This is a genomic window from Embleya scabrispora (assembly GCF_002024165.1).
Lineage (GTDB): Bacteria > Actinomycetota > Actinomycetes > Streptomycetales > Streptomycetaceae > Embleya > Embleya scabrispora_A.
In genome coordinates, this window is record NZ_MWQN01000001.1 from 220,564 (window position 1) to 245,254 (window position 24,691).

Here is a 24,691-nt window from a genome sequence, read left to right on the forward strand (position 1 = left end):
GCGCGTGCCGAAGACCCCGCGCCCTCTGCGTCACGAGCGTCCCGCCGCGTCCCCGGCCCCGGCGCCGGCGAGGGCCCGACCCCCGGCCGCGCCGTCCGCCCCGAGGTCCAGGGTGGACTCGACCCACGGCGTCTCGGTGGTGGGCAGCGATCCCCCGGCGCGGATCGCCCGCACGCACACCACCGCCGCGTTGGCCATCACCACCGCGATCAGCACCAGGAAGATCGCGATCAGCACGCCGTCGACGGTGGAGTTCAGCACCACCGTGTGCATGTCGTCCATGTTCTTGGCCGGGCCGAGCACCTTGCCCGCGTCGATCGCGTCGGCGTAGCGGTCGCGTTGCGCGAAGAAGCCGATCCGGGGGTCGTCGGAGAAGATCTTCTCCAGGCCGGCGGTGTACGTCACCGCGACGTCCCAGGCCAGCGGGATGCCGGTGACCCAGGCCCAGCGCAGCTTCCCGGACTTGATCAGCACGGTGGTGGCGACGGTGAGCGCGACGGCCGCCAGCAGTTGGTTCGCGATGCCGAAGAGCGGGAAGAGCTGGTTGATCCCGCCGAGCGGGTCGGTGGCGCCGGCGTACAGGAAGTAGCCCCACAGGCCGACCACCGCGGCGCTGGTGATCCAGATGCCGGGCTTCCAGTCGACCCGGCCGATCGGCTTCCAGACGTTGCCGAGCATGTCCTGGAGCATGAACCGGCCGACTCGGGTGCCGGCGTCCACCGTGGTCAGGATGAACAGCGCCTCGAACATGATCGCGAAGTGGTACCAGAACGCCTTCATCCCCGAGCCGCCGAACACGTCGGCGAAGATCTCCGACATCCCGACGGCGAGCGTGGGCGCCCCGCCGGAGCGGGCGATCAGGGTCTTCTCCTCGACCGCGTGCGCCGCCGCGCGCAGGTCGTCGGGGGTGATCGTGAAGCCGAGACCGGCGACCGCGTGGGACGCGCTCTCCGCGGTGGCGCCGAGCACGCCGGCCGGCGCGTTCATCGCGTAGTACAGGCCCGGGTCGATCACACACGCGGCGATCAGCGCCATGATCGCGACGAACGACTCCATCAGCATCGCGCCGTAGCCGATCATCCGGAACTGCGACTCCTTGCGGATCAACTTCGGCGTGGTGCCGGAGGCGACCAGCGCGTGGAATCCGGAGAGCGCGCCGCAGGCGATGGTGATGAACAGGAACGGGAACATCGTCCCGGCGAACACCGGCCCGGAGCCGGAGCCGGCGAACGGGCTGACCGCGTCCGTCTTCATGGTCGGCGCGGCCACGAGCACGCCGATCGCCAGCAGCACGATCGTGCCCACCTTCATGAATGTGGACAGGTAGTCGCGCGGGGCGAGCAGCAGCCACACCGGCAGCACAGAGGCGACGAAGCCGTAGCCGATCAGGCAGAACACCAGTGTGGTCGGGCTCCAGGTGAACGCGTCGCCGAGCGCGGTGTCCTCGATCCGCCCGCCGCCGACGATCGCGGCCAGCAGCAGCGCCACCCCGATGACGCTGGTCTCCAGGACCCGCCCCGGGCGCAGGTAGCGCAGGTACACGCCCATGAACAGCGCGATCGGCACGGTCAACGTGACCGAGAAGGTCCCCCAGGGCGAGTCGGCCAGCGCGTTGACCACGACCAGGGCCAGCACCGCGAGCAGGATGATCATGATCGCGAACACCGCGATCAGCGCCGCCGCGCCGCCGACCCGGCCGATCTCCTCGCGGGCCATCTGGCCCAGGCTCTTCCCGTCCCGACGCATCGACAGGAACAGCACGACCATGTCCTGCACGGCACCGGCGAAGATCACCCCCACGACGATCCAGATGGTGCCGGGCAGGTAGCCCATCTGCGCGGCGAGCACCGGGCCCACCAGCGGGCCGGCGCCGGCGATCGCGGCGAAGTGGTGGCCGAACAGGACCCGGTGGTCGGTGGGTTGGTAGTCCACGCCGTCGTCGAGGCGTTCGGCCGGGGTGGCGCGGGTGTCGTCGGGCTCCAGGACCCGGCGGGCGATGAAGCGCGAGTAGAAGCGATAGGCGATCGCGTACGAGGCGACCGCGGCGAAGATCAGCCAGACGGCCGAGATCTCCTCGCCGCGGGCCAGCGCGACCACGCCCCAGCCGGCCGCCCCGATCAGGGCGACGACGGTCCAGATCAGGATGGTCCTGGCGTTGTATGCGGAACTGCCGGAGTCGTTGGGGTCGTCGGAGTCGTCCGGGCGGGGGCTGCGGGTCTCGGTGGCGGACACGCGTACTCCTGTTCGAGCGGGGGAGGGACGGGCGAACGAGCCGGCGGCGACGCCGGACCGGGTCAGGAGTGGTCCCGGTCGGGGCGGCGGCGGAGCAGCAGATGGGCGCAGAACATGGCGATCGCGCAGCCGGGTACCCAGACGAGCTGATACCAGTAGAAGAACGGGACACCGGCCAACTCCGGTCCCCGACGCGCGTACCAGGGCACCCACAGCAGCGCCGTGACCGGTGCCGCGAGGAGGGCGCCGGCCGCGATCCGGCGGGTCGCGCCGGTGCGTCCGACGGCGCGCGGGGGTTCTCCCCGGTCATGTCGCCTCCTGTGGTCGATACCGCGGCCGACGGATCGTCGGTCTGTGGAAGAGTTGCGCGGACCGGCCATTCGGTTGACAGCCGATGTCCGGCGGATTCGCGCGCGGTCGCCGATCCCCGGTCCGGTACGCTCGCGCAACCTGTGGGCAGGGCGCCCACGTGCCGAGGCGGACGGTGACGGATGATCGACGGGGCCACGACCGCGGCCTTCCTGATCGTCGTCGGCGGCGCGTCGCTACTGGCCGTGACCGCCCCGAGGCTGCACCGCAACGACGACCTGCCGTCACTGGAGCGGTGGGCGCTGGCCGATCGCGGCCTGGGCCCGGTGTGGACCTGGTTCCTGCTCGGCGGCACGATCTTCACCGCGTACACCTTCACCGCCGTGCCGGGCCAGGTGTACGGGCGCGGGGCGAGCGCGTTCTTCGCGCTGCCGTACACGGTGATCGTCTGCCCGCTGGCCTTCGTACTGCTGCCCCGGTTGTGGGCGGTGGCCCGGCAACACGGCTATGTGACGGTGGCGGACTTCGTCCGGGGCCGGTACGGCTCGCCGGCGTTGGCCCTGGTGGTCGCGTCGACCGGGATCCTGGCCACGATGCCGTACCTGGCCCTGCAGGTCCTGGGCATCCGCGCGGTGCTCGCGGCGGCCGGGTTGCAGGCGCGCGGGGTGGCCGGGGACGCGGCGATGGTGGCGCTGTTCGCCGGGCTGGCGATCGCCACCTACCGGCACGGTTTGCGGGCGCCGACGGTGATTTCGGCGCTGAAGGGGCCGGCCGTGTTCGTTTCCGCCGCGGTGGCGGTGGGGTTCGTGCTGGCCCGGTTCGGCGGTCCCGGGCCGATGTTCGAGGCGGCCGATCGGCGGCTGGCCCGGTCGGGTCCGGGTGATGCCTCGTTGGTGCTGAGTCCGCATCAGCAGGGCGGGTTCGCCACCCTGGCGCTCGGTTCGGCACTGGCCCTGCTGCTGTACCCGCACGTGCTGACCGCCGGTTTCGCCGCCGCCGGTCCGCGCACGCTGCGCCGGGTGTGCGTGGTGCTGCCCGCCTGGACGGCGGTGCTCGCGATGTTCGGGGTGCTGGGCATCGCCGCGCTGGCGATGGCGGTGGACGCGCCGCCGGGTGCCGCCGAGGCGGCGGTTCCGCTGCTGGTGGACCGGCTGTTGCCGGCCTTCCCGGCCGGGCTGGTCTTCGGCGCGATCATCGTGGGCGCGCTGGTGCCGGCGGCGGTGATGTCGATCGCGGCGGCGACCTCGTTCACCCGCAACGTCTACGTCGCGTACTTCCAACCCACCGCCACCCCCAAGCGGCAGACCCGGGTGGCGCAGGCGGTGTCGCTGACCGCGAAGGCGGGCGCGGTGGCGTTCGTCTTCGGGCTGCGCGACCAGGCCGCGATCAACCTGCAACTGCTCGGCGGGGTATGGATCCTGCAGATCTTCCCGGCCGTGGTGATCGGCCTGTTCACCCGGCGCCTGCATCATCGGGCGCTGCTCGTCGGCTGGGCGGTCGGCATGCTGGCCGGCACCGTCGCGGTGGTCCGGGAGGGCTTCGTCTCGCTGGTGCGCGTCGAGGTGGGCGGTCACGGCGGGCAGGTGTACGCGGGGCTCGGGGCCCTTGCGCTCAACCTCGCGGTCACCCTGGTCCTGACCGGGGTGTACGACCGGTTCGGCGCGGCGCGCGGCGCGGACACCACGGCGCTGCCCGCGCGCTTGGCCGTACGTTCGGCCCTGTGGCGGGCCCCGGGGAAGGGGGCGAACGGTTCGTGAAACGTATCCGGCGCGAGACCTCCGACGCCGCGCCGCCGGCGCACGTCCCGGCGCGGGAGGCCGCACCCTCGGCGCCTCCCGTCGCCTCGGCGCAACCGGGCGCTTCGACCCGACCGGCCCCCTCGACCCAACCGGTCGCGGATCCGGCCGGGTCGGATCGTGAGGTCCAGGTGGCGCGCCTGTTCGACCTGCACTACCCCTCGATGCTCCGGCTCGCCACGCTCCTCGGCGCGGACGACCCGGAGAACATCGTGGCCGAGGCCTACTACGAGATCTACCGCAAGTACCGGAAACTGCGCACCCCCGAAGCCGCCGCGGCCTATCTGCGGTCGGTGGTCTGCAACCTGACCCGGATGCGAATACGCCACCTCCAGGTCGTCCGCCGACACGTCGAGGACCGGATCGACACGGTGGCCTCGGCGGAGACCTCGGCCCTGCTGCGCGACGACCAGCGGGCGCTGATCCGCGCACTGCGCGCCCTGCCCGCCCGCCAGCGCGAGGCATTGGTGCTGCGCCACTGGTTGTGCCTGAAGGAGAAGGAGATCGCGGCGACCATGGGCATCTCGGTCGGCTCGGTCAAGACGCACACCGCGCGTGGGCTGGCCGCGCTCACGCACGCGATGGAGGTACGGCGATGAGCAACTCCCCCGGCGCCGACGGCCGTACGGCCGATTCGCCCGACACCGAGCACCTCCTGCGCGAGGCCCTGGAGACGCTGGCCGGCGAGGTGCGCCCGGCCCCCGACGCGTATCGCGCCGCACACGGCGACTGGCAGCGCCGCGAGCGCCGCCGTCGGCTGATCCTGGCGAGCCTGATCGTCGTCGTCTTCGCCCTGGCCGTCGTCCTGGGCCTGCTGGTCCTCAACCACGCCCCCACCGGCCCGGGGCCCGTCCCCCACCAACCGCCGTCCCCGTAGCCGGTATCCGGCGCGCGAGCAGACGATCCGTCGCCGGCTCGCGACCGACCGAAGTCTTGTTAGTAAAGTTTCCTAACAAGTATTGACGCGGCGCGCGGCACCTTGGGATCGTCGGGCCGACGGTCGGGCCGGAGCCCGCGTCGGCACCCCACGACGGCGCACCCGCGTCGTGTTCCGGCCCGAACGAGCGCACCACCCTGCCCGGTTCAGGCTCGACGACGATCGGCTCCTCACCACCGGAGGACGACGTGCACCTGCCCCAAGCCCTGCGCCCCACCCGCCGAAGGCCGCCATCCCGGGCCTTCCGACACGCCCTGCCCAGGCCCTCTCGTGCCCGCGGACTCTCCGCGATCGCGGCGGTCCTGGCCCTGCTCGCCGCCGTGCTCACGTTCGGCGAAACCGCTTCCGCCGCCGAGGTGTTGCTCTCGCGCGGCAAACCCGCCACCACCTCCTCGACGGAAAGCTCCTCCTACGGCGCGGCCAAGGCCGTCGACGGAAAGTCCGACACCCGTTGGGCGAGCAAGGAGGGATCCGGCGCCCAGTGGCTGAGCGTCGATCTCGGCTCCGACGTCCCGATCTCCCGGGTGCGGCTGAGCTGGGAGGACGCCTACGCCAAGGCCTACCGCATCGAGGTCTCGCCCGACGGCGCGTCCTGGACCAAGGTCTACTCGACCTCGGCCGGCGACGGCGGTACCGACGACGTCGGTTCCCTGGCCACCCACGGCCGCCACGTGCGTGTGTACGCCACGTCGCGCGGCACCGACTACGGCTACTCCCTCTGGGAGTTCGAGGTGTTCGGCGGCACGAGCGGCCCCGACACCACCGCACCGAGCGCACCCACCTCGCCCAAGGTCACCGGCACCACGCCCACCGGCGTCTCGCTGGGCTGGACCGCCTCCACCGACAACGTCGGCGTGACCGGATACGACATCCTGCGCGACGGCGTCGCGGTCGGCACCAGCGTCGGCACCACCTACACCGACACCGGCCTGACCACGGGCGTCTCCTACTCCTACACGATCCGCGCCAAGGACGCGGCCGGCAACCTCTCCGCGCCCAGCGCGGCGGTGATCGGCACGCCCCAGGCCGGGAGTTCGTCCTTCACCGTGGTCGCGGCCGGGGACATCTCCGACCCGGGCTGCACCGCGAGCCAGGAGTGCGGCGCCCAGCAGACCGCACGCCGGGTCGAGGCGATCAACCCGGACGAGGTGATCACCCTGGGGGACAACCAATACGACACCGGCAGCCTGTCCGACTACCGCAAGTACTACGACACCACCTGGGGCCGGTTCAAGGCCAAGACCCGGCCCTCGCCGGGCAACCACGAGGCCGACGACAGCACCCCGGAAGCCGGATACAAGGCATACTTCGGCGACCGAGCCACCCCCGACGGCACCACCTGGTACAGCTGGAACCGTGGCGGCTGGCACTTCATCGCCCTCGACACCGAACAGTCCATGTCCTCGACCTCGGCGCAGATCAAGTGGCTCAAGGCCGATTTGGCGAACAACACGCAAGGTTGCGTGGCCGCCTACTGGCACAGGCCGCTGTACAGTTCCGGCCCGCAGGCGGACAAGGTCAGCCAGACCGCGTGGCAGGTGCTCTACGACGCGCACGCCGACCTGATCCTGAACGGGCACGACCACCTGTACGAGCGCTACTCGCCGCAAAACGCCAAGGCCAAGGCCGACCCCGCCGGCGTGCGTGAACTGCTCGTCGGCACCGGCGGCGCCGATCCCTACGACTTCGAATCCCCGCAGCCCAACAGCGAGAAGCGGGTGACCGGTTCGCCCGCCGTGCTGAAGCTGACCCTCACCGACGGCACCTACTCCGGCCAACTCGTCCGCTACGACGGCACCCAACTCGACTCCTTCGGTCCGGTCACCTGCCACTGACCCATCCGCCCGGCCTCGGAGGATCGCCCGTGTACATCGCCGCCACCCGGCGCGCGGATCAGGCCGGTGGGCGCACGGCGGTCGGGACGTCGCGGGGATTCACCCGCAACGTCCCGGCCAACGTGCTCGCCCTCGGCACCGTCAGCCTGGTCACCGACATCTCCGCCGAGATGGTCACCGCCGTACTGCCCACCTACCTCGTCCTGACCCTGGGGCTGAGCCCGCTGCAATACGGCCTCCTGGACGGCGGCTGGTTCGGCGTCACCGCCATGGTCCGCCTGCTCGGCGGCCAGATCGCCGACCGCACCCGGCGCCGCAAACTGGTCGCGGGCACCGGGTACGGACTGTCCGCCGTGTGCAAACTCGGCCTGCCGCTGGTCGGTTCCTCCGTCGCCGGGCTCGGCCTGGTCCTGGCGGCGGACCGTACCGGCAAGGGTCTGCGCACCGCGCCACGCGACGCGCTGATCACGTTGAGCACGCCGACCCCGCACCTGGGCCGGGCGTTCGGCGTGCATCGCGCGATGGACACCGTCGGCGCCTTCCTCGGCCCGCTCGCCGCGTTCGCCGTGTTGTGGACCACCCACGACGCCTACGACGCGGTGTTCGTGGTCTCCTTCTGCGTCGCCACGTTCGGCGTGCTGCTGTTGATGCTGTACGTCCGCGACCATCGCGAACCGGCGCCGCCTCGGCGCTCGGCCTCGCTCCGGGCCGCGTTCGGCCTGCTGCGCCTGGCGCCGTTCCGCCGCACCTGCGTGGCCGCCGCGCTGCTCGGCCTGCTCACCGTCGGCGACACGTTCGTCTACCTCGTCCTGCAACGCGGATTCGACATCCCGCTGCGCTACTTCCCGCTGCTGCCGCTGGGCACCGCCGGGGCGTTCCTGTTGCTCGCCGTGCCGATCGGCCGGCTCGCCGACCGCGTGGGCCGCTTCCGGGTCTTCCTCGGCGGCCACCTCGCGCTGCTCGCCGCCTACCTGGTCGCCGCCGCGCCCACCGGCGGACACGCGTCCGGGACCGCGTCGCGGTGGGCGGTGCTGCTCCTCGTGCTCGGCCTTCAGGGCCTGTTCTACGCGGCCACCGACGGTGTGCTGATGGCCGCGGCCGGGCCGCTGTTGCCGGTGCATCTGCGGACCAGCGGGCTGGCCCTGCTGCAGACCGGACAGGCCGGTGCCCGGCTGTTGTCCTCGGTGGTCTTCGGCGCGGCCTGGACCCTGTGGGGCGCGGGCCCCGCGCTGTACGCCATGGGCGCCGGACTGGCCGGCTGCCTGCTCCTGGCCCGGCGGCTGCTGCCGTCGGCCCCGCTCGACCCGGAGGTGACCGGATGAAGCGCGCGCTCGCCCTGGCCCTGGGGCTGTTGGTCCTGGTCGGTGTGGCGGTCGGCTACTCGACCTTCGCGGCCGACCGCAACGAGGAGGCGACGGTCGAACGGCGACCGCTCGACCTCACCGCACGCGGACGGTTGGTGTTCGTCGACACCAACCGCGCCGGCGGACACCGCACCGTGGCCGACACCGGCCTGGACACCCCCGCCGCCGCCCGCGTCGACAGCGGCCTGCGCTGCGAACGTTTCGCCGTCGGCGCGGGCACCGGCGTCTGCCTCCAGACCCGGGGCGGCCCGCTGCCCGGCACCGACGCGTTGATCGTCGACGCGAACACCAACGTCAAGCGCCGCATCGAACTCGCCGGCACCCCCAGCCGGGCCCGGGTGTCCGCGAGCGGGAACATGGTGTCGTGGACGGTGTTCGTCACCGGCGAGTCGTACAACAAGACCGGCTTCTCCACCTGGACCGGCATCCTGGACACCCGCACCGACTACACGCTGATCAACATCGAGGCCATCCCGTTGACCGTGGACGGCAAGCCCTACCACTCCGCCGACGTCAACTATTGGGGCGTCACCTTCGCCGCCGACGACAACCGCTTCTACGCCACGGTCGGCACGAAGGGCCACACCTATCTGGTCGAGGGCGACTACGCCAACTGGGAGGCGCACACCATCCGCGACGGTGTCGAATGCCCGTCCCTGTCCCCGGACGGCACCCGCATCGCCTTCAAGAAGCGCTCCGGCAAGTCCACCTGGCGGCTGCACGTCCTGGACCTGGCCACGATGCGCGAAACCCCGTTGGCCGAACACGCGAACGTCGACGACCAGGCCGCCTGGCTCGACGACAACACCGTGATGTACGGCCGGGACCGCAACGTGTACGCCGTCCCGGCCGACGGTACGGGCGCCCCGCGCCTGCTCGTCACGAAGGGGGCGTCACCGACACTGGTGCGCTGACGGGTGGCCGGGGTCGGTCACGACGCCGGCAACACCCGCGCCCAGGTCCGGTGTTCGTCCAGGTAGGCGTCCACCATCAGGTCGGACTCGGCGAGGATCGCCACGAACTCCGGGTCCGTGAGCGGCCGGGAGCGGAACTCGTGCGCCCAGCGCATGCCGTCGAACTCGTACTCGATCCGCATCGCGTTGACCCCGTTGCCGATCGGTTCGGCGGCGAGGATGCGCACGGCGCCCCGGGGGTGTTCGTTGACCCGGGGCAACTCGTCGTGCCAGTCCCGGCCTTCGCGCTGGATCAGCACCACCCCGTCGGCCGCCACATGCCTGCGACAGGTGTCGAGCATCGCCTTGCGAGCCTCGGCCTCGGCCTGGTGCACGAGGTAGGAGCCCAGCAACACGACGTCGAAACGCTCGTCGAGTCGCAGCTCCTCGATCGTGGACAACACGGTCTCGGCGCCGCGCACCCGATCGAGCATTTCCGGCGACTCGTCCACCGCCGTCACCTCCCACCCGCGCTCGACCATGGCATGGGTCACCCGCCCGGCCCCGCATCCGAGCTCGAGCAGTGTGCGGGCTCCGTCCCGAGCCCCGAGCGCGATCATGTCCGGCTCCTCGCGCACCGGCAGGATCCCGTACATCTCCACGGCACACCCGTCCGGCGTGAACGCCCCGGGCCCCTCGCCGCGAAATCCCTCACGAATACGCGCCACGACCGATCCCCTTCCCCGAACGGCCTTTCGGCCGCACCCGAAACGGACACCAACCCGCCCACCCAAACCGCTGTCACCCGGGGCTGTCAACGCTTTGCAGACCGTGCCGGCCGATCAACAGCGTTCCGATCGGCGTGCGTTCGTGGCGGACCGCGCGACCGATGCGGGTGGTGGTGATCAGGCCGGCGGCGCGGAGGGCCGCGGTATGTTCGGAGACGGTGGCGTTGCTCAGCCGCAGCCGGCGGGCGAGGTCGCCGGTGGTGTGTCCGGCGGCCAGCAGGCACAGGATGTCGGTTCGGGTTCGGCCTAGCACCGCCGCGAGGGCGTCGGCGGTGTCGGCCGGGCCGGTGGGAGTCGGCGGCAGGCCGGGGCCGGCGGGGTAGGTGACGGCCACCGGGCGGTCGGGCAGGTCGGAGATCAACGGATGTCCGCTCCAGTGGAAGATGGGCTGGAGCAGCAGGCCGCGCCCGCGCAGCGGGATCTCCCGGGCGGTGGGACCGGCGACTTCCCAGACGTCCTCGCGCAGCCGGCTGCCGGAGACGAGGTCGGCGAGGGTCGGGCCGAGGCCGTGTTCGGCCATGCCCAGGGCGTGGCGGGTGAACTCGGCCCGGTGCAGGTCCTGGACCACGGACCACACCGGGGCCAACACCGCCTCGTAGGCCCCGAGTTGGGCCCGACGCAGGATCCGCCAGGAGTGCTCGTCGCCGCGGTGCAGATCGCGGATCCACGCCGGGGCGGCGGTCGGGTGCGGGGCGTAGACCCGTTCCAGTTCGGCCCGCACCTCCTCGGGACGGGTGGCGCGCATCGTGTCCAGGCCCTCGGTCAGCGAGTCGGCGAACTCGTCGAGGAAATGCGGTGCCACCGGACCCGGCACCAGGTCCCCGAACGGCTCGGCCGCCGCCGGCAGGGCGCGGAGCAGGCGTTGCCGCCAGGTGCCGAGCAGGAGCGCGTCGTCCGGGCGGAACATCCGCGTCAGCGCCACGTTCAGCTCCAGCAGCGGGGCGGGTCGCGGCGCGAACCTGATCCGGCCGAAGTCCGCGGCGGTGAATCGGATCCGGAGCATTACCCCTCCTGTCGGTGCGGCGCCATCCTTTCGGCCTCGGCCGCAAACCTCGTGTGCGGCCGCCGCCGGATGCCAACCTTCGGGTCCTGCCCCGTATTCGGCCAGAAGCTCGCCGAAGCCGCAAGGGTGCGGGTCACCGGGTGCTCCGGGCGACCCGGGCGGGGCGAGACGAGGAGGATCCATGGTGCACGAAGCAGGTCCCACGATCGGTCGGCGAAGCATCCTCGGGGCGGCGATACCGGCCGCCGCGCTGCTCTTCGCGGGCGGCGTGGTCCGGGCCCGACCCGCGCGGGCACGGTCGGGCGGCGCGGACCCGTCGGTGCCCGGCCGGCTGCGACTGCCCGCGCCGACCGGCCCGCACCCGGTCGGCACCACCACGCTGTATCTGGTCGACCGGTCCCGGACCGACCCGTGGGAGCCGATCGCGGTCCGGGAGGTGATGGTCACCGTGTACTACCCGGCGCGCGGAGTGGCCGGTCGGACCCTCGCGCCGCAGCTGCCCGCGGCCGCCGCGCGGGAGTTCGCCGAGGCGGGTCCGCTGAGCCATCCGCAGTTGCCGTCGACGGGGGTGGACTGGGCGGCCACCCGCACCCACTCCCACGTCGACGCGCCCGCGCAGACCACGCGGCGTCCCGTGCTGCTGTACAGCCCCGGCGGCGGCGATCCGCGCGGGATGGGTACCGCGCTCGCCGAGGAACTGGCCGGCCGGGGCTACGTGGTGGTGGCCATGGATCATCCGGGGGACGCCGCGGTGGTCGAGTTCCCGGTCGACCTGACGGGGCGGGACCGGGTGCGGTGGACGGTGTTCCGGTTCGACCCCCGCAACGATCCCACGATCGCCGACACGATGATCGACACGCGGATCGCGGACACGAAGTTCGTCCTGGACCAGGTGACGGTGCTTGCCGCCGGCGGCAACCCGGACCCGACCGGACGCCCGCTCCCGGCGGATCTGCACCGGGTGTTGGATCCGCGACGGGTGGGTGTGTACGGCCACTCGGCGGGCGGCACCACCGCGGCCGAGACGATGGCCGAGGATCACCGCATCTCGGCCGCGATCAACATGGAGGGCTATCTGGACCACCCGCCCCGGGTGCCCGGACGGGTGGGCGAGTTGTACCCGATCGCCCGCGACGGGGCCGATCGGCCGCTGTTGCTGATCGACACCGACGGCTTCCCGGAGCACGCCGTGTTGGAGCGTTCCTGGTCGGCGCTGATCGCCCACTCCCGCCATCGGGTTTCCCGGCTGCGGATGCGGTCGGCCGCGCACGCGGTGTTCACCGACTACGCGGCCATCGCACCCCGGTTGGTGGCGTCGGGTCTGATGAGGCCGGCCGACCGCGACACGCTGATCGGCGCGATCGCCCCGACCCGCTCGATCCCCACGGTCCGCCGATACGTGCACGGGTTCTTCGCCCGACACCTGCCGACACACTGACGCCGCACGTCCACCGACGCACCGACGCACCGATGCCCGGCGCCTGCCGGCCCGCCGAGGCGTGTCGGTGCGACGACCCCGGCGCCGGATCACGCGCCGGGGTCGCCACGCCCGGGCCGGCCACACACCGGCCCGGGTCGTTCACTGCCCCGCGATCGATCGGAAGCCGTTCACGACCTGCCGGGACGGGCGTCCGACTCCTCGACCCAGTCCATCGTCCGGTCCACCGCCTTGCGCCAGTTGCGGTAGCCGCGCTCGCGCGTGGCCTCGTCCATCCGCGAGGTCCACTCCGCCGCGCGGTGCCAGTTCGCCCGCAGCGAGTCGAGGTCGGGCCAGTAGCCGACCGCGAGGCCGGCGGCGTACGCGGCGCCGAGCGCGGTGGTCTCGGCCACGAACGGGCGGGCGACGGGAGCGTCGAGCACGTCCGCGATGGTCTGCATGAGCAGGTTGTTGGCGGTCATCCCGCCGTCCACCTTGAGCGTGGCCAACTCGACGCCCGAGTCGCGCTCCATCGCGTCCACCACCTCCCGGGTCTGCCACGCGGTAGCCTCCAGGACGGCGCGGGCGATGTGCCCCTTGTTCACGTAGGCGGTCAGCCCCGCGATCACCCCGCGCGCGTCCGAGCGCCAGTACGGCGCGAACAGCCCGGAGAAGGCGGGTACGAAGTAGGCGCCGCCGTTGTCCTCCACGGTCAGCGCCAGCGTCTCGATCTCCGCCGCGGTGGCGATCAGCCCCATCTGGTCGCGCATCCACTGCACCAGAGAGCCGGTGACCGCGATCGAGCCTTCGAGCGCGTAGACGGGGGCGTCCTTGCCCAGCCGGTAGCCGACCGTGCTGAGCAGCCCGTGGTGCGACTGCACGATCCGCGGCCCCGTGTTGATCAGCAGGAAACTCCCGGTGCCGTAGGTGCTCTTGGCCTCGCCGGGTTCGAAGCAGGTCTGGCCGAACAGCGCGGCCTGCTGGTCGCCGAGCGCGGAGGCGACGGGCACGCCCTCCAGAACGCCCTTCGCGGTGCCGTACACCTCGGCGGAGGAGCGGATCTCGGCCAGCACCGAGCGCGGCACGTCCATCGCGCGCAGGATCCGGTCGTCCCAGTCCAGCGTCTCCAGGTTCATCAGCATCGTGCGCGAGGCGTTGGTGACGTCCGTGACGTGCACCCCGCCGTCCGGGCCGCCGGTGAGGTTCCACACCACCCACGACTCCATCGTGCCGAACAGGATGTCGCCGCGTTCGGCCCGCTCCCGCAGCCCCTCGACGTGGTCGAGGAGCCAGCGGATCTTGGGGCCGGCGAAGTAGCTCGCCAGCGGGAGTCCGGTCTCCACCCGGAAGCGGTCCTGGCCGACGTTGCCGCCCAGTTCGCGACACAGCGCGTCGGTGCGGGTGTCCTGCCACACGATGGCGTTGTGCACCGGGACCCCGGTATGGCGATCCCACAGCACGGTCGTCTCGCGCTGGTTGGTGATGCCGAGCGCGCGGATCTGGTCCCGCCGCAGGCCGGCCCGGTCCAGCGCGCCGGCGACGACCGCCTGCACCACGCTCCAGATCTCGGCGGCGTCGTGCTCGACCCACCCCGGGCGCGGGAAGATCTGCCGGTGCTCGCGCTGGTCGACGGCGACGATCCGGCCGTCGGCGCCGAAGATGATGCAGCGGCTGGACGTGGTGCCCTGGTCGATCGCGGCGATGTACGTGTCGGACATGGCTCCTCTTCCGAAGGATCCGAGCGTGGGAGTCGGGGTGGGGCGGGATGGGGTCGGGGTCAGAAGGCGAGACGGTACAGGCCGCCGGCCGCGAGCCCGCCCAGCGTCGGGCCGACCACCGGCACCCACGCGTAGGACCAGTCCGAGCCGCCCTTGCCGGGGATCGGCAGGAACGAGTGGGCCAGGCGCGGCCCGAGGTCGCGGACCGGGTTGATCGCGTAGCCGGTCGGGCCGCCCAGGGACAGCCCGATGCCGACCACCAGGAGCGCGGTGATCAGTACGCCGGTGCCGGACAGCGCGAGCCCGTCGGTCAGGCCCTGGGTGAGGATGACGATGACCAGCACCATGGTGGCGATCGTCTCGGTGATCACGTTCTGGATCGGGTGGCGGATCTCCGGCGAGGTGGCGAACACCCCGAGTACCGGCTCGCCGTGTTCGCGGAACTGCCCGAGGTAGGTCGCCCAGGCCAGCACGGCGCCGATCACCGCCCCGGTGAACTGCCCGGCCAGATACAGCGGCACCTTGTCCCACTCCCCCGTCTTGACCGCGATCCCGAGCGTGACCGCGGGATTGAGATGCGCACCGGACAGGGACACGCTCGCATACGCGCCGGCCAGAACCGCGAAGCCCCAGCCGAAGGTGATCGCCAACCAGCCGGCGTGCTGTGCCTTGGACCGGTTGAGCGTCACCGCGGCGCACACGCCGACGCCCAGCAGCACCAGAATGGATGTACCCAAGGTCTCGCCGACGAAGATGTCGCCGTTCGTCATTCCTGAGCCCCTTCGTGAATGACACCGGTTGGCCGGCGGCGGGATGCGACGCCGGAATGGGACGCGGCGCCGGACGGGACACGGCGCGCCTCCGGGAGCGTGCCGGTCACAGCGGATCGGCCGTCCCGGTTCGGTCTGCGGGATGACTACGACTGGTGATCGGGGCCGGTACTCGACCGGTCCTCGACGGGTATGCCACTGATATTCGACTGGTATTCGACATTGACGACCGCTGTCCGGCAGTGTTCTCTGCGGGTTGCGCCGCCGTCAAGAGTCGGTGAACATCTCGTCTCCGGCCCGAGCGACGGGTGCCGCGGCGCACGGGGCGGGCCCGGACCCGGCCGGCATGTTCACGACCGCTGTTCTACATTGCCAACCTGATCTTCGACGGAGGAGTCGGTATGCCCGGTCCCATCCAGTCGCTGGAACGCGCAGCGGCGATCCTGCGGTTGCTCGCCGGCGGCGAACGGCGCTTCGGCCTGAGCGAGGTCGCGACCACGCTGGGGCTGGCGAAGGGCACCGCGCACGGCATCCTGCGCACGCTCCACCAGGAGGGGTTCGTGGAGCAGGACCCCAAGAGCGGCAAGTACCAGCTCGGCGCCGAACTGCTGCGGCTGAGCAGTTCCTACCTGGACGTGCACGAGTTGCGCGCCCGGGCCCTGGTCTGGGCGGACGATCTGGCCCGCGGCACCGGGGAGAGTGTGCGCATCGGCGTGTTGCACAAGGGCGGCGTGCTGGTGATCCACCACGTCTTCCGGCCGGACGACAGCCGCCAGGTGCTGGAGATAGGCGCCATGCTGCCGCTGCATTCCACCGCGTGGGGCAAGGTTCTGCTCGCCCTCGATCCGGCCGCGCGCGCGGAGTTGGACGAGACCGACGCGGTCGCCTTCACCGCCCGCACGATCACCGACCCGGCCGCGATGGACGCGGAGAGCGTCACGGTGCGCGAACGCGGTTGGGCGGGCGACGTCGAGGAGTCGGTCCTGGGCCTGGCCGGCATCGCCGCCCCGATCCGCGACCGACGCGGCACCCCGGTGGGCGCGGTGGGCATCAGCGGCGCCGTCGAGCGCATCGTCGCCGACGGCGCCCCGCGACCCACCCTCGTCGCCGCGGTCCGCGACGCGGCGCGCGCCATCTCGCGCGACCTCGGCGCGTCCTTCCCCTACTGAGCCGGCGCGCACGGCCCGCGCGGCGCGACCCGGCTTCGGCGCGCCCGTTCGGTGCGCCGTTTCGGCCGGCTGTACTTGACGCTGCCCGGCCCGGCCGGAAAACTGTCGTTCGGCGTTCGACAATGCCGACCGCATAGGTTGGGTTCGGGACCCGTCCCGCCCGCACCGTAGTAGCCGGCCGAGTGGAAATGAGACGCGTGATGAGCACCGCCACGGATCCGACCGTCCCCGCACGCGCCCACAGCCGGGCCGAACTCTCGCGCGGCACCCACGACCTGCTCGTCATCGGCGGCGGCATCCTCGGCACGGCGGTGGCCTGGACCGCGGCCCAGACCGGCCTCCGAGTGGCCATGGTCGACGCCGGCGACTTCGCCGGCGCCACCTCGTCGGCGTCCTCCAAGCTGGTCCACGGCGGCCTGCGCTACCTCCAGACCGGCAACCTCAAGCTGGTCGCCGAGAACCACCGCGAACGCCGCACCCTGGCCCGCGACGTCGCCCCGCACCTGGTGCGCCCGCTGTCCTTCCTGGTCCCGGTCTACAAGGACGGCCCGCACGGCTCGGCCAAACTGGGCGCCGGCGTCTTCCTCTACTCGGCCCTGTCCGCGTTCGGCGATGGCATGGGCAAGGTGATCGGCCCCGACAACGCGCTCGAACTGGTCCCGGCCCTGCGCAAGGAGGGCCTGCGCCGCGCCGCGGTGTACGGCGACCACCAGATGAACGACAGCCGGGTCGCGGTGACCACCGTCCGCGCCGCGGTCGAGGCGGGCGCGACGGTGCTCAACCACGCCGAGGTGGTCGCCCTGCGCAAGGACGCCGGCGGCCGGGTCACCGGCGCCGAACTGCGCGACCGCCTCGACGGCGCCGAGTTCGGGGTGAACGCGCGCGTCGTGCTCAACGCCACCGGCCCGTGGGTGGACCACCTGCGCCGGATGGAGGACCCCGCCGCCGAGCCGAGCATCCGGCTGTCCAAGGGCGTACACCTCGTCCTGCGCCAACAGCAGCCGTGGCGCGCGGCGTTGACCATCCCGATCGACAAGTACCGGGTGTCCTTCGCCATCCCGTGGGAGGAGCACCTGCTGCTCGGCACCACCGACGAGGCGTACGAGGGCGATCCCGGCAAGGTCTCGCCGACCGAGGCCGACATCGCGCAGATCCTGGACGAGGCGGGCAACGCCGTCGACCCGGACCAACTGCGCCGCGAGGACATCACCTACGCCTTCGCCGGCCTGCGGGTGCTCCCGGGCGGGGCCGGCGCCACCAGCGAGGCCAAGCGCGAGACGGTGGTCAGCGAGGGGCGCGGCGGCATGCTGTCGGTGGCGGGCGGCAAGTGGACCACCTACCGGCACATCGGCCGCACCGTGATGGACAAGCTGGCCAAGGCCGGCGTGGTGGCGCTGGAGCAGGACATGGCCACTCCGCTGCGTCGGGTGGCGCTGCCGGGTTCGGCCAACCCCGAGGCGGTGGCCCACCGACTGCTCGGCGAGGCCGGCGCCGAGGACGGCGTCGATCCGGCGGTGGCCCGGCACCTGGCCTCGCACTACGGCAACCTGGCCTACGACCTGGCCGCGATGGTGCGCGCCGACCGCTCCCTCGGCGAGCGCATCCACCCGGACGGGCCGGACATCTGGGCCCAGGCCGCCTACGCCCGCGACCACGAGTGGGCGATGACGGTGGACGACGTGCTGCGCCGGCGGACCACGGTGACCATCCGCGGCCTGGACACCCCCGAGGTGCGGGCCCGGGTCGAGGACCTGTTGGCGACCAGGCCACACTGATCCGCGTCCGGGGCCGACCCCACCGTGCGCGGCAACCGCCCGCCCTCGCAGTCGATCACCGACGCCGAGGCGATGTCGCCGGAACTGCTCAACATCGAACGGGCGAAGGTCGGCCTGCCGCCGCTGCGCGCGAGCGCCGACCCGGGCGCCTTCGCCCGCACCCGGGCCGAGCACATGCGCCGCAACGGCTTCGCCCATTCAGCTCGCGGGGCCAACTCGCTGGTCACCGGCCGGCATACCGCGGTGGCCGGGAACATCGTCATGTGGGGCGACCCGGCCCCGGCCGCCCGCCGGGCGGCCGAGAAGTTCCAGGACATGCGGCGGCACAGCCCCGGCCACCACCGCAACCGGACCGACCCCGCGCACACCGAGGCGGGCATCGGCATCTTCCACGACGAGAGCGGCGGGTGGGGCGTGCACGAGTTCGCCGACGGCTGAGCCCCCGGCCCCGCGAGATCCGACCGCCCCGACTCACCCCGTCGCGGCGCGCCCCGGCCGGAAGTCCGGGTGGTCGAGGAGGTCGGCCGCCAGCGCCCGCGCGTACGCCTCGTCCGTGTGCGGGATCGAGAAGACCACCCGGAAGTACAGCGGGGCGATGATGCGATCGATGACCTGTTGCCGAGTGGGCACCACCCGGCCGCGCTCGGCCGCCTTGGCCAACAGCGCGTCGATCCGCACGGCGCATCGGTCCAGGCACCTCGCCAGCCCGGCCCGCCGGTCGTCGGGGTCGGGCGCCACCTCGGCCCGGAAGAACGCGATGCCGCCCGGCCGGGAGAAGTCGGCCAGCGCCCACGCCGCGTAGCCGGCCAGGTCCTCGTCCAGCGCGCCGGTGGGCTCGGGCGGCCGGTCGGTGTCGTGCCGGACCAGCGCCACGTCCGCCAACAGCCCGGCCACCGTGCCCCAACGCCGGTACACCGTGGTCGGGTTGACCCCCGCCCGAGCCGCGACGGCGGGCATGGTCACCCGATCGGCGCCGAGTTCGCAGACCAGTTCGGTGGCCGCCCGATGCACCGCGGCCTGCACCCGGGCGCTGCGACCGCCCGGTCGGCTGGGACCTGGTACCCGGTCCGGGGCTGCGTTCATGAGGTCATCTTAATGCAAAGAGTTTTGCTATAGGGCCATCCCTATGGTTAACCTCACCCTAAAGCCAAGTCTTTTGCTTTAGGGGATCCTCGTGACAACCGCCGCACCCGCGACCCGGTCGCACCCACAGACCGCTCCGACACCCGGGCGCATATCCCACCGCGCCGCGTTCTGGACGCTCGCCGCAATCCTGTTCGCGTTCATGTGCGCCGCGGCGGCACCGTCCCCGCTCTACGTCGTCTACCAATCCCGATGGCACTTCTCCGCGACCACCCTGACCGTGGTCTTCGCGCTCTACGCGCTGGCGCTGCTGATCGCGCTGATGGTGGTCGGCGCACTGTCCGACCACGTCGGCCGCCGCCCGGTACTGATCGCCGCGCTCGCCGCCGAGGCCGTCGCGATGGCGCTGTTCGTGGTCGCCGACGGAGTCCCGTGGCTGCTCGCCGCCCGCGCGGTACAGGGCCTGGCCACCGGCGCGGCCACGGGCGCGATCAGCGCCGGCGTGATGGACCTCCAGTCCGGCCGCCGCCCGGGTCTGGCCACCCTGGTCAACAGCGCGGGCCCCGGCATCGGGCTCGGCGCCGGCGCCCTCGGCTCGGGCCTGCTGGTGGAGTACGCCCCCGCGCCTCGCGCACTGGTCTTCGTGATCCTCGGTGTGCTGTTCCTGATCGGCATCGTCGCCGTCGCGGTGACGCCGGAGACCGCCCGGCCGCACCCCGGCGCGCTGGCCTCGCTGCGCCCCCGGGTCGGCGTCCCGGCCGGTGCCCGGGGCCGGTTCCTCGCCGTCGTCCCGACCCTGGTCGCCACCTGGGCGGTCGCCGGCCTGTACCTGTCCCTCGGCCCGTCGCTCGCCGCTGGCATCCTGGGCGTGCGCAGCCACCTGATCGGCGGCCTGGTCGTCTTCGCCCTGATGATCGCGACCGCGACCGCGTCGATCGTGCTCGGCGGCCGCGGCTCACCCGTCCTGATGACCGGCGGCTCGCTGACCCTCGCATTCGGCCTCGGGATCACCCTGGTCGCCCTGCACACCGGCTCCGTGGCGCTGTTCTTCGTCGGCACCGTGATCGCGGGCCTCGGCTTCGGCAGCGCCTTCCTCGGCGCCTTCGGAATCCTCGCCGGACTGGCCGAACCGAGCCGCCGGGCCGAGTTGTTCGCCACCGTGTACACGGTCAACTACCTGGCCTTCAGCCTCCCGGCCGTGGCCGCCGGCATGGCGGTGTCCCCGCTCGGCCTGAGCCGCACCGCCGACATCTACGCGAGCGCCGTGATCGCCATCGCCCTGGCCTCCGCGCTTGGCTCGATCATGACCCGAAAAGCCCGCGAAACGTCCTAAAATTGGACCATGGCCTCGTGCCACCGCACCCGGGGCCATGGCCCTCGGAAACTCGGGGACGAGCCGTCCGGGAGGACGCCATGCGCAAGGTCGTCGACTGCCGGGACTTCCCCAGCGAATCGAATTGCACTCTCACCATCGCCGGCAAGGAAGAAGAGGTCGTCGTGGCCGCCGCCCAGCACGCCCAGGCGGTGCACGGCCACACCGACAATCCCGAACTCCGCGAGGAGATCCGCAAGTCCCTCAAGGACGAGGAACCCGGCCGCTGACCGCCCCCGGGGAAGCGGCCCGCCGGTTTACCGCCGCCCCGCGCGGCCACAGTCCACCCATGCCCCCACACCACACGACCCCATCCGCGCCGGACCCCGTGGCCGCGCTGGATCGCATCGCCTTCCTCCTCGAACGCGACCAGGCGCCCACGTACCGGGTCAAGGCCTTCCGCACCGCGTCCGCGGTGATCGCCGAACTCGATCCGGCGGAGCTGCGCACCCGGGTCGCCCGACACACGCTGGGCGAGCTCAAGGGCATCGGCCCCAAGACGGCGGACGTGATCGAGCAGGCGCAGGCCGGCCGCGTCCCGGGCTATCTCGCCGACCTGGAGGCCCGTCCGTCGCCGCTGCCCACCGCCGGCGCCGCGCTGCTCGCCGCCCAACGCGGCGATTGCCACATGCACTCGGACTGGTCCGACGGCGGCAGCCCGATCGACGTGATGGCCCGTACCGCACGGGACCTGGGCCACGAGTGGAGCGTGCTCACCGACCACTCGCCCCGGCTGACCGTGGCCCGGGGGCTGACCGCGGACCGGCTGCGCGCGCAACTCGACGTGGTCGCCGAACTCGCCACCGAACTGGCCCCGTTCCGCCTGCTCACCGGCATCGAGTGCGACATCCTCGACGACGGTTCGCTGGACCAGGAACCCGAACTCCTGGCCCGCCTCGACGTGGTCGTCGCCTCGGTGCACTCCAAACTGCGCATGGACGCCCCCGCGATGACCCACCGCCTGCTGACCGCCGTCCGCAACCCCCGGGTGAACGTGCTGGGGCACTGTACGGGCCGGCTCATCCAGGGCAAGGGCCGCCCGGAGTCCACCTTCGACGCCGAGGCGGTGTTCGCGGCCTGTGCCGAGTCGGACACCGCCGTGGAGATCAACTGCCGCCCCGAACGCCGGGACCCCCCGACCCGACTGATCCACCGCGCGCTGGCCGCGGGCGTGTACTTCTCCATCGACACCGACGCTCACGCCCCCGGCCAACTCGACTGGCAGGCGCACGGCTGCGCCCGGGCCGAGGAGTGCGAGGTACCGGCGGAACGGGTGATCACCACATGGCCGGTGGACCGACTGCTCGCCTGGACGCGCCCGGCGGGGGACTGACCCGCTACTCCCCCGCGTCCGCGTCCGACCCGGAATCCGCGTCGCCCTGCTCCCGGGTGGCCGCCTGGCGCCGCCCGATCACCGCGGCCGCCGCCGCGGCGCTGCCGGTGAACGCGAGGCCCACCACCCACGGCCGGTCCAGCACGTGGCAGGTCGCGTGGTCGACGGAGAACCGCCCGGGCCCGGCGAGCCCGATCCCGGCCGCGACGAAGCCCAGGAAGGCCGGATACTCGAAGCCGCCCGACTGGGCGAAGAACCCGGCGGGCGCGTGCACCGAGACCGCGCCGGCCATCGCGCCGGCCGCCGCCGCCCCGGCCGCCGGGGTGGCCAGGCCGAGCGCGAGCAGTACACCGCCGCCGGCCTCGCCCAGCCCGGCCGCCAGCGCGCTCTGCCGACCCGGGCGAAAGCCCATGCCTTCCATCGCCGAGCCGGTGCCGCTCAGACCGTGACCGCCGAACCAGCCGAACAACTTCTGCGCGCCGTGCGCGAACAGGACACCGCCGGTGCCGACGCGCAGCGCCAGCAGGCCTACGTCCTTGCGAACCGACAGCCGGGTACGCCTCACCAGCCGGGCGGGGAGCGACAGGAACATGGGAAGGGCCTTTCCTGGGGGTGGGTCCCCCCAGTGTCGGCTCGCCGCCGACGCCCCCGCCGGCGCTGCTGCGCCGTCGGGGGGACGGCCGGCTTCAGTGTTCGCGTGCCCGGCTGGGCTGTACCCGAGGCGGCTCGCCCGGCATCTTGGGGTGATCCGGCGGGTACGGCAGGTCGCCGACGCCGTGGTCCCGGGCCTGGCGGTCGGCCAGTTCGAGGACCGGGCGCAGGTCGAAGGCGTGCTCCGCCATGTCCGCGTGCACGTCGCCGAGGCGGGCGTAGCGCGCCGGCATGCTGCCCAGGTCGAAGTCGTCGGGGTGCGCGTCGTCCACCTCGTCCCAGGTCAGCGGCGCGGAGACGGTCGCCCGGACGGTGGGGCGCGGCGAGTAGGCGGCGGCGATGGTGCGGTCGCGGGCCATCTGGTTGTAGTCGACGAAGATGCGCTCGCCGCGCTCCTCCTTCCACCAGGCGGTGGTCACCCGATCGGGCATCCGCGCCTCCAGTTCGCGGGCCAGCGCGATCACCGCGCGCCGTACCTCGGTGAACTGCCGGTCGGGGCGGATCGGCACGTACAGGTGCAGGCCGCGACCGCCGGAGGTCTTCGGCCAGGCGGTCAGTCCGTACTCGTCCAGCACCTCGCGCATCGCGTGTGCGGCGTGGATCGCGTCGGCGAAGTCGGTGCCGGGTTGCGGGTCCAGGTCGATGCGCAGTTCGTCGGGGTGTTCGGTGTCGGTGCGGCGGACCGGCCAGGGGTGGAAGGTCAGGGTGCCGAGGTTGGCCGCCCAGACCAGCGCGGCCACGGTGTCGGGGGCCATCTCGTCGGCGAACCGGCCGCTGGGGAAGGTGATCCGGGCGGTGGGGATCCATTCGGGCAGGTTCTTGGGCACCCGCTTCTGGAAGAACGACTCGCCCGTGACGCCGTGCACGAAGCGTTGCAACGTGGTGGGCCGGTCGCGCAGGCCCCGGAGCATGCCGCCACCGACCGCGATCAGGTAGCGGACCAGGTCGCCCTTGGTGAATCCGCGCTCGGGGTAGTAGACCTTGTCGACGCTGCTCACCCGGACGGATCTGCCGTCGATCTCGAATTCCTCGGCCTCGCTCATGCCTCAGAGTAGGCGGATTCGTACACTTTCGTCCGCTTTGACGCTGCCCGCGTCCGGCCGGGTTTCGACCCGGTGGCTCCGGTCCGCCGACCGCTGCGGAGGCGACCGCTCCGGGCCCCGCGCACACTGGGCCGCATGCGCCTTCCCGTGATGCCCCCGGTCAAGCCGATGCTCGCCAAGGCCGCCGCGCGGATTCCCCCCGGCCTGCACTACGAGGCCAAATGGGACGGGTTTCGGGCGATCGTCTTCCGGGACGGCGACGAGGTGCTGATCGGCAGCCGCAACACCAAGCCGCTGGATCGCTACTTCCCCGACGTGGTCGAGGCGGCGCTGCGGCTGCTTCCGCCGCGCTGCGTGCTGGACGGGGAGTTGGTCATCGCGCTGGACGGGCGGCTCGACTTCGATCGGCTCCAGGACCGGATCCATCCGGCCGCCTCGCGCGTTCGGCATCTGGCCGAGACCACGCCGGCCTCCTTCGTGGCGTTCGACCTGCTGGCGCTCGGCGACCAGTCGTATCTGACCCGCCCGCTGACCGAACGGCGGGCCGCTTTGGAGGCGGCGCTCGCCGACGCGGTGCCGCCGATCCACGTCGCGCCGGCCACCACCGACCCGGCCGTGGCGCGGGACTGGTTCGACCGCTTCGAGGGCGCCGGCCTGGACGGGATCGTGGCCAAGGACCCGGCCGGTCCGTACCTGCCGGACGAGCGGGCGATGGTCAAGATCAAGCACGAGCGCACCGCGGACTGCGTGGTGGCCGGATACCGCGAGCACAAGTCGGGTCCGGTGGTGGGTTCGCTGCTGCTCGGGCTGTACGACGACCGGGGTCGGCTTCAGCACGTGGGGGTGAGCGCGGCGTTCACCGCGGCCCGGCGGGCCGAGTTGGTCGAGGAGTTGGCGCCGTACCGGATGACCGACCCGACCGGGCACCCGTGGGCGCATTGGGCCGAGGCCGAGGCGCACGAGGCCGACCGGTTGCCGGGCGCGGTCACCCGCTGGTCGGGCGGCCGGCTCTCGGACTGGGTGCCGCTGCGGCCGGAGTCGGTCTGCGAGGTGGCCTACGACCACGTCCAGGGCGACCGCTTCCGGCACACCACGCGCTTTCGCCGGTGGCGTACCGACAAGGACCCGGCCGAGTGCACCTACGAACAACTCGCCGAGCCGACCCGCTACGACCTGGCCGACGTGCTCGGCGCCCGATAGCGC

At 72.5% G+C, this 24,691-nt stretch carries 23 protein-coding genes; 14 read left to right on the plus strand and 9 right to left on the minus strand.

The window, feature by feature from the left end:
* Positions 1-30: 30 nt before the first annotated feature.
* Positions 31-2,145: a carbon starvation CstA family protein gene (locus tag B4N89_RS01005; protein ID WP_201260947.1), complete on the minus strand. Its 2,115-nt coding sequence runs from the start codon at positions 2,143-2,145 to the stop codon at positions 31-33.
* Positions 2,146-2,294: 149 nt separating this feature from the next.
* A complete protein-coding gene (locus B4N89_RS52950; RefSeq protein WP_078973973.1) occupies positions 2,295-2,612 on the minus strand; it encodes a DUF3311 domain-containing protein in 318 nt (105 codons plus the stop codon).
* A gap of 111 nt (positions 2,613-2,723) precedes the next feature.
* Here B4N89_RS52950 and B4N89_RS01015 point away from each other — a divergent pair, with 111 nt between their 5' ends.
* From B4N89_RS01015 to B4N89_RS01040, 6 genes are all read left to right on the plus strand, one after another.
* On the plus strand, positions 2,724-4,298 hold the full coding sequence (locus B4N89_RS01015; RefSeq protein ID WP_078973974.1) for a sodium:solute symporter family protein: 1,575 nt from the start codon (positions 2,724-2,726) through the stop codon (positions 4,296-4,298).
* Positions 4,295-4,936: a sigma-70 family RNA polymerase sigma factor gene (locus B4N89_RS01020; RefSeq protein ID WP_078979028.1), complete on the plus strand. Its 642-nt coding sequence runs from the start codon at positions 4,295-4,297 to the stop codon at positions 4,934-4,936. Before B4N89_RS01015 ends, B4N89_RS01020 begins: the two co-directional genes overlap by 4 nt.
* The gene (locus tag B4N89_RS01025; protein WP_078973975.1) at positions 4,933-5,214 is read left to right on the plus strand and encodes a hypothetical protein; all 282 of its coding nucleotides are present in this window, start codon (positions 4,933-4,935) and stop codon (positions 5,212-5,214) included. Before B4N89_RS01020 ends, B4N89_RS01025 begins: the two co-directional genes overlap by 4 nt.
* Positions 5,215-5,462: 248 nt before the next feature.
* Positions 5,463-7,109, plus strand: coding sequence for a discoidin domain-containing protein (locus B4N89_RS01030; protein ID WP_101896962.1), 1,647 nt, complete (start codon positions 5,463-5,465; stop codon positions 7,107-7,109).
* A 29-nt stretch (positions 7,110-7,138) separates the two neighbouring features.
* The gene (locus tag B4N89_RS01035) at positions 7,139-8,431 is read left to right on the plus strand and encodes an MFS transporter (RefSeq protein ID WP_078973977.1); all 1,293 of its coding nucleotides are present in this window, start codon (positions 7,139-7,141) and stop codon (positions 8,429-8,431) included.
* Positions 8,428-9,387 carry a hypothetical protein gene (locus B4N89_RS01040; RefSeq protein ID WP_078973978.1) on the plus strand — a complete coding sequence of 320 codons (960 nt, stop codon included), beginning with the start codon at positions 8,428-8,430 and terminating at the stop codon, positions 9,385-9,387. Before B4N89_RS01035 ends, B4N89_RS01040 begins: the two co-directional genes overlap by 4 nt.
* Before the next feature lie 17 nt (positions 9,388-9,404).
* On the opposite strand, the gene B4N89_RS01045 is transcribed toward B4N89_RS01040, so the two are convergent.
* Together B4N89_RS01045 and B4N89_RS01050 are read right to left on the minus strand one after the other, a co-directional pair.
* Positions 9,405-10,085 carry a class I SAM-dependent methyltransferase gene (locus tag B4N89_RS01045; protein ID WP_235618872.1) on the minus strand — a complete coding sequence of 227 codons (681 nt, stop codon included), beginning with the start codon at positions 10,083-10,085 and terminating at the stop codon, positions 9,405-9,407.
* Positions 10,086-10,167: 82 nt separating this feature from the next.
* The gene (locus tag B4N89_RS01050) at positions 10,168-11,157 is read right to left on the minus strand and encodes an ArsR/SmtB family transcription factor (RefSeq protein WP_078973980.1); all 990 of its coding nucleotides are present in this window, start codon (positions 11,155-11,157) and stop codon (positions 10,168-10,170) included.
* Positions 11,158-11,338: 181 nt separating this feature from the next.
* Between B4N89_RS01050 and B4N89_RS01055 the strand changes: the two genes are divergently transcribed.
* On the plus strand, positions 11,339-12,595 hold the full coding sequence (locus tag B4N89_RS01055) for an alpha/beta hydrolase (protein WP_078973981.1): 1,257 nt from the start codon (positions 11,339-11,341) through the stop codon (positions 12,593-12,595).
* A gap of 170 nt (positions 12,596-12,765) precedes the next feature.
* Here the strand turns inward: B4N89_RS01055 and glpK are convergent, their stop codons facing one another.
* Together glpK and B4N89_RS01065 are read right to left on the minus strand one after the other, a co-directional pair.
* Positions 12,766-14,292, minus strand: a complete 1,527-nt coding sequence (glpK, locus tag B4N89_RS01060) for a glycerol kinase GlpK (protein WP_078973982.1) — start codon at positions 14,290-14,292, stop codon at positions 12,766-12,768.
* Positions 14,293-14,351: 59 nt separating this feature from the next.
* Positions 14,352-15,062 (minus strand): MIP/aquaporin family protein, encoded by a 711-nt coding sequence (locus tag B4N89_RS01065; protein ID WP_078973983.1) that lies wholly within the window; start codon positions 15,060-15,062, stop codon positions 14,352-14,354.
* A 401-nt stretch (positions 15,063-15,463) separates the two neighbouring features.
* Between B4N89_RS01065 and B4N89_RS01070 the strand changes: the two genes are divergently transcribed.
* The 3 genes from B4N89_RS01070 (at position 15,464) to B4N89_RS01080 (ending at position 18,444) form a co-directional block, all read left to right on the plus strand.
* Complete coding sequence (locus tag B4N89_RS01070; protein WP_078973984.1) at positions 15,464-16,231, plus strand: IclR family transcriptional regulator; 768 nt, start codon at positions 15,464-15,466, stop codon at positions 16,229-16,231.
* Between the two features lie 200 nt (positions 16,232-16,431).
* Positions 16,432-18,006 carry a glycerol-3-phosphate dehydrogenase/oxidase gene (locus tag B4N89_RS01075; protein WP_101896963.1) on the plus strand — a complete coding sequence of 525 codons (1,575 nt, stop codon included), beginning with the start codon at positions 16,432-16,434 and terminating at the stop codon, positions 18,004-18,006.
* A gap of 24 nt (positions 18,007-18,030) precedes the next feature.
* Complete coding sequence (locus tag B4N89_RS01080) at positions 18,031-18,444, plus strand: CAP domain-containing protein (protein ID WP_078973986.1); 414 nt, start codon at positions 18,031-18,033, stop codon at positions 18,442-18,444.
* A gap of 33 nt (positions 18,445-18,477) precedes the next feature.
* On the opposite strand, the gene B4N89_RS01085 is transcribed toward B4N89_RS01080, so the two are convergent.
* Positions 18,478-19,089 (minus strand): TetR/AcrR family transcriptional regulator, encoded by a 612-nt coding sequence (locus B4N89_RS01085; RefSeq protein WP_078973987.1) that lies wholly within the window; start codon positions 19,087-19,089, stop codon positions 18,478-18,480.
* Between the two features lie 91 nt (positions 19,090-19,180).
* Between B4N89_RS01085 and B4N89_RS01090 the strand changes: the two genes are divergently transcribed.
* From B4N89_RS01090 to B4N89_RS01100, 3 genes are all read left to right on the plus strand, one after another.
* Positions 19,181-20,422 carry an MFS transporter gene (locus B4N89_RS01090; RefSeq protein WP_101896964.1) on the plus strand — a complete coding sequence of 414 codons (1,242 nt, stop codon included), beginning with the start codon at positions 19,181-19,183 and terminating at the stop codon, positions 20,420-20,422.
* Between the two features lie 80 nt (positions 20,423-20,502).
* Positions 20,503-20,691 (plus strand): DUF1059 domain-containing protein, encoded by a 189-nt coding sequence (locus B4N89_RS01095; RefSeq protein WP_078973989.1) that lies wholly within the window; start codon positions 20,503-20,505, stop codon positions 20,689-20,691.
* 59 nt (positions 20,692-20,750) lie between these two features.
* Entirely contained in the window at positions 20,751-21,794 is a 1,044-nt protein-coding gene (locus tag B4N89_RS01100; RefSeq protein WP_078973990.1) for a PHP domain-containing protein, read from the plus strand.
* Positions 21,795-21,798: 4 nt separating this feature from the next.
* On the opposite strand, the gene B4N89_RS01105 is transcribed toward B4N89_RS01100, so the two are convergent.
* Both B4N89_RS01105 and ligD read right to left on the minus strand, forming a co-directional pair.
* Positions 21,799-22,386: a DoxX family protein gene (locus B4N89_RS01105; protein ID WP_078973991.1), complete on the minus strand. Its 588-nt coding sequence runs from the start codon at positions 22,384-22,386 to the stop codon at positions 21,799-21,801.
* A 94-nt stretch (positions 22,387-22,480) separates the two neighbouring features.
* Positions 22,481-23,488 carry a non-homologous end-joining DNA ligase gene (gene ligD / locus B4N89_RS01110; RefSeq protein WP_078973992.1) on the minus strand — a complete coding sequence of 336 codons (1,008 nt, stop codon included), beginning with the start codon at positions 23,486-23,488 and terminating at the stop codon, positions 22,481-22,483.
* A gap of 135 nt (positions 23,489-23,623) precedes the next feature.
* Between ligD and B4N89_RS01115 the strand changes: the two genes are divergently transcribed.
* The gene (locus tag B4N89_RS01115; protein ID WP_078979029.1) at positions 23,624-24,688 is read left to right on the plus strand and encodes an ATP-dependent DNA ligase; all 1,065 of its coding nucleotides are present in this window, start codon (positions 23,624-23,626) and stop codon (positions 24,686-24,688) included.
* The last annotated feature ends 3 nt before the right edge of the window (positions 24,689-24,691 follow it).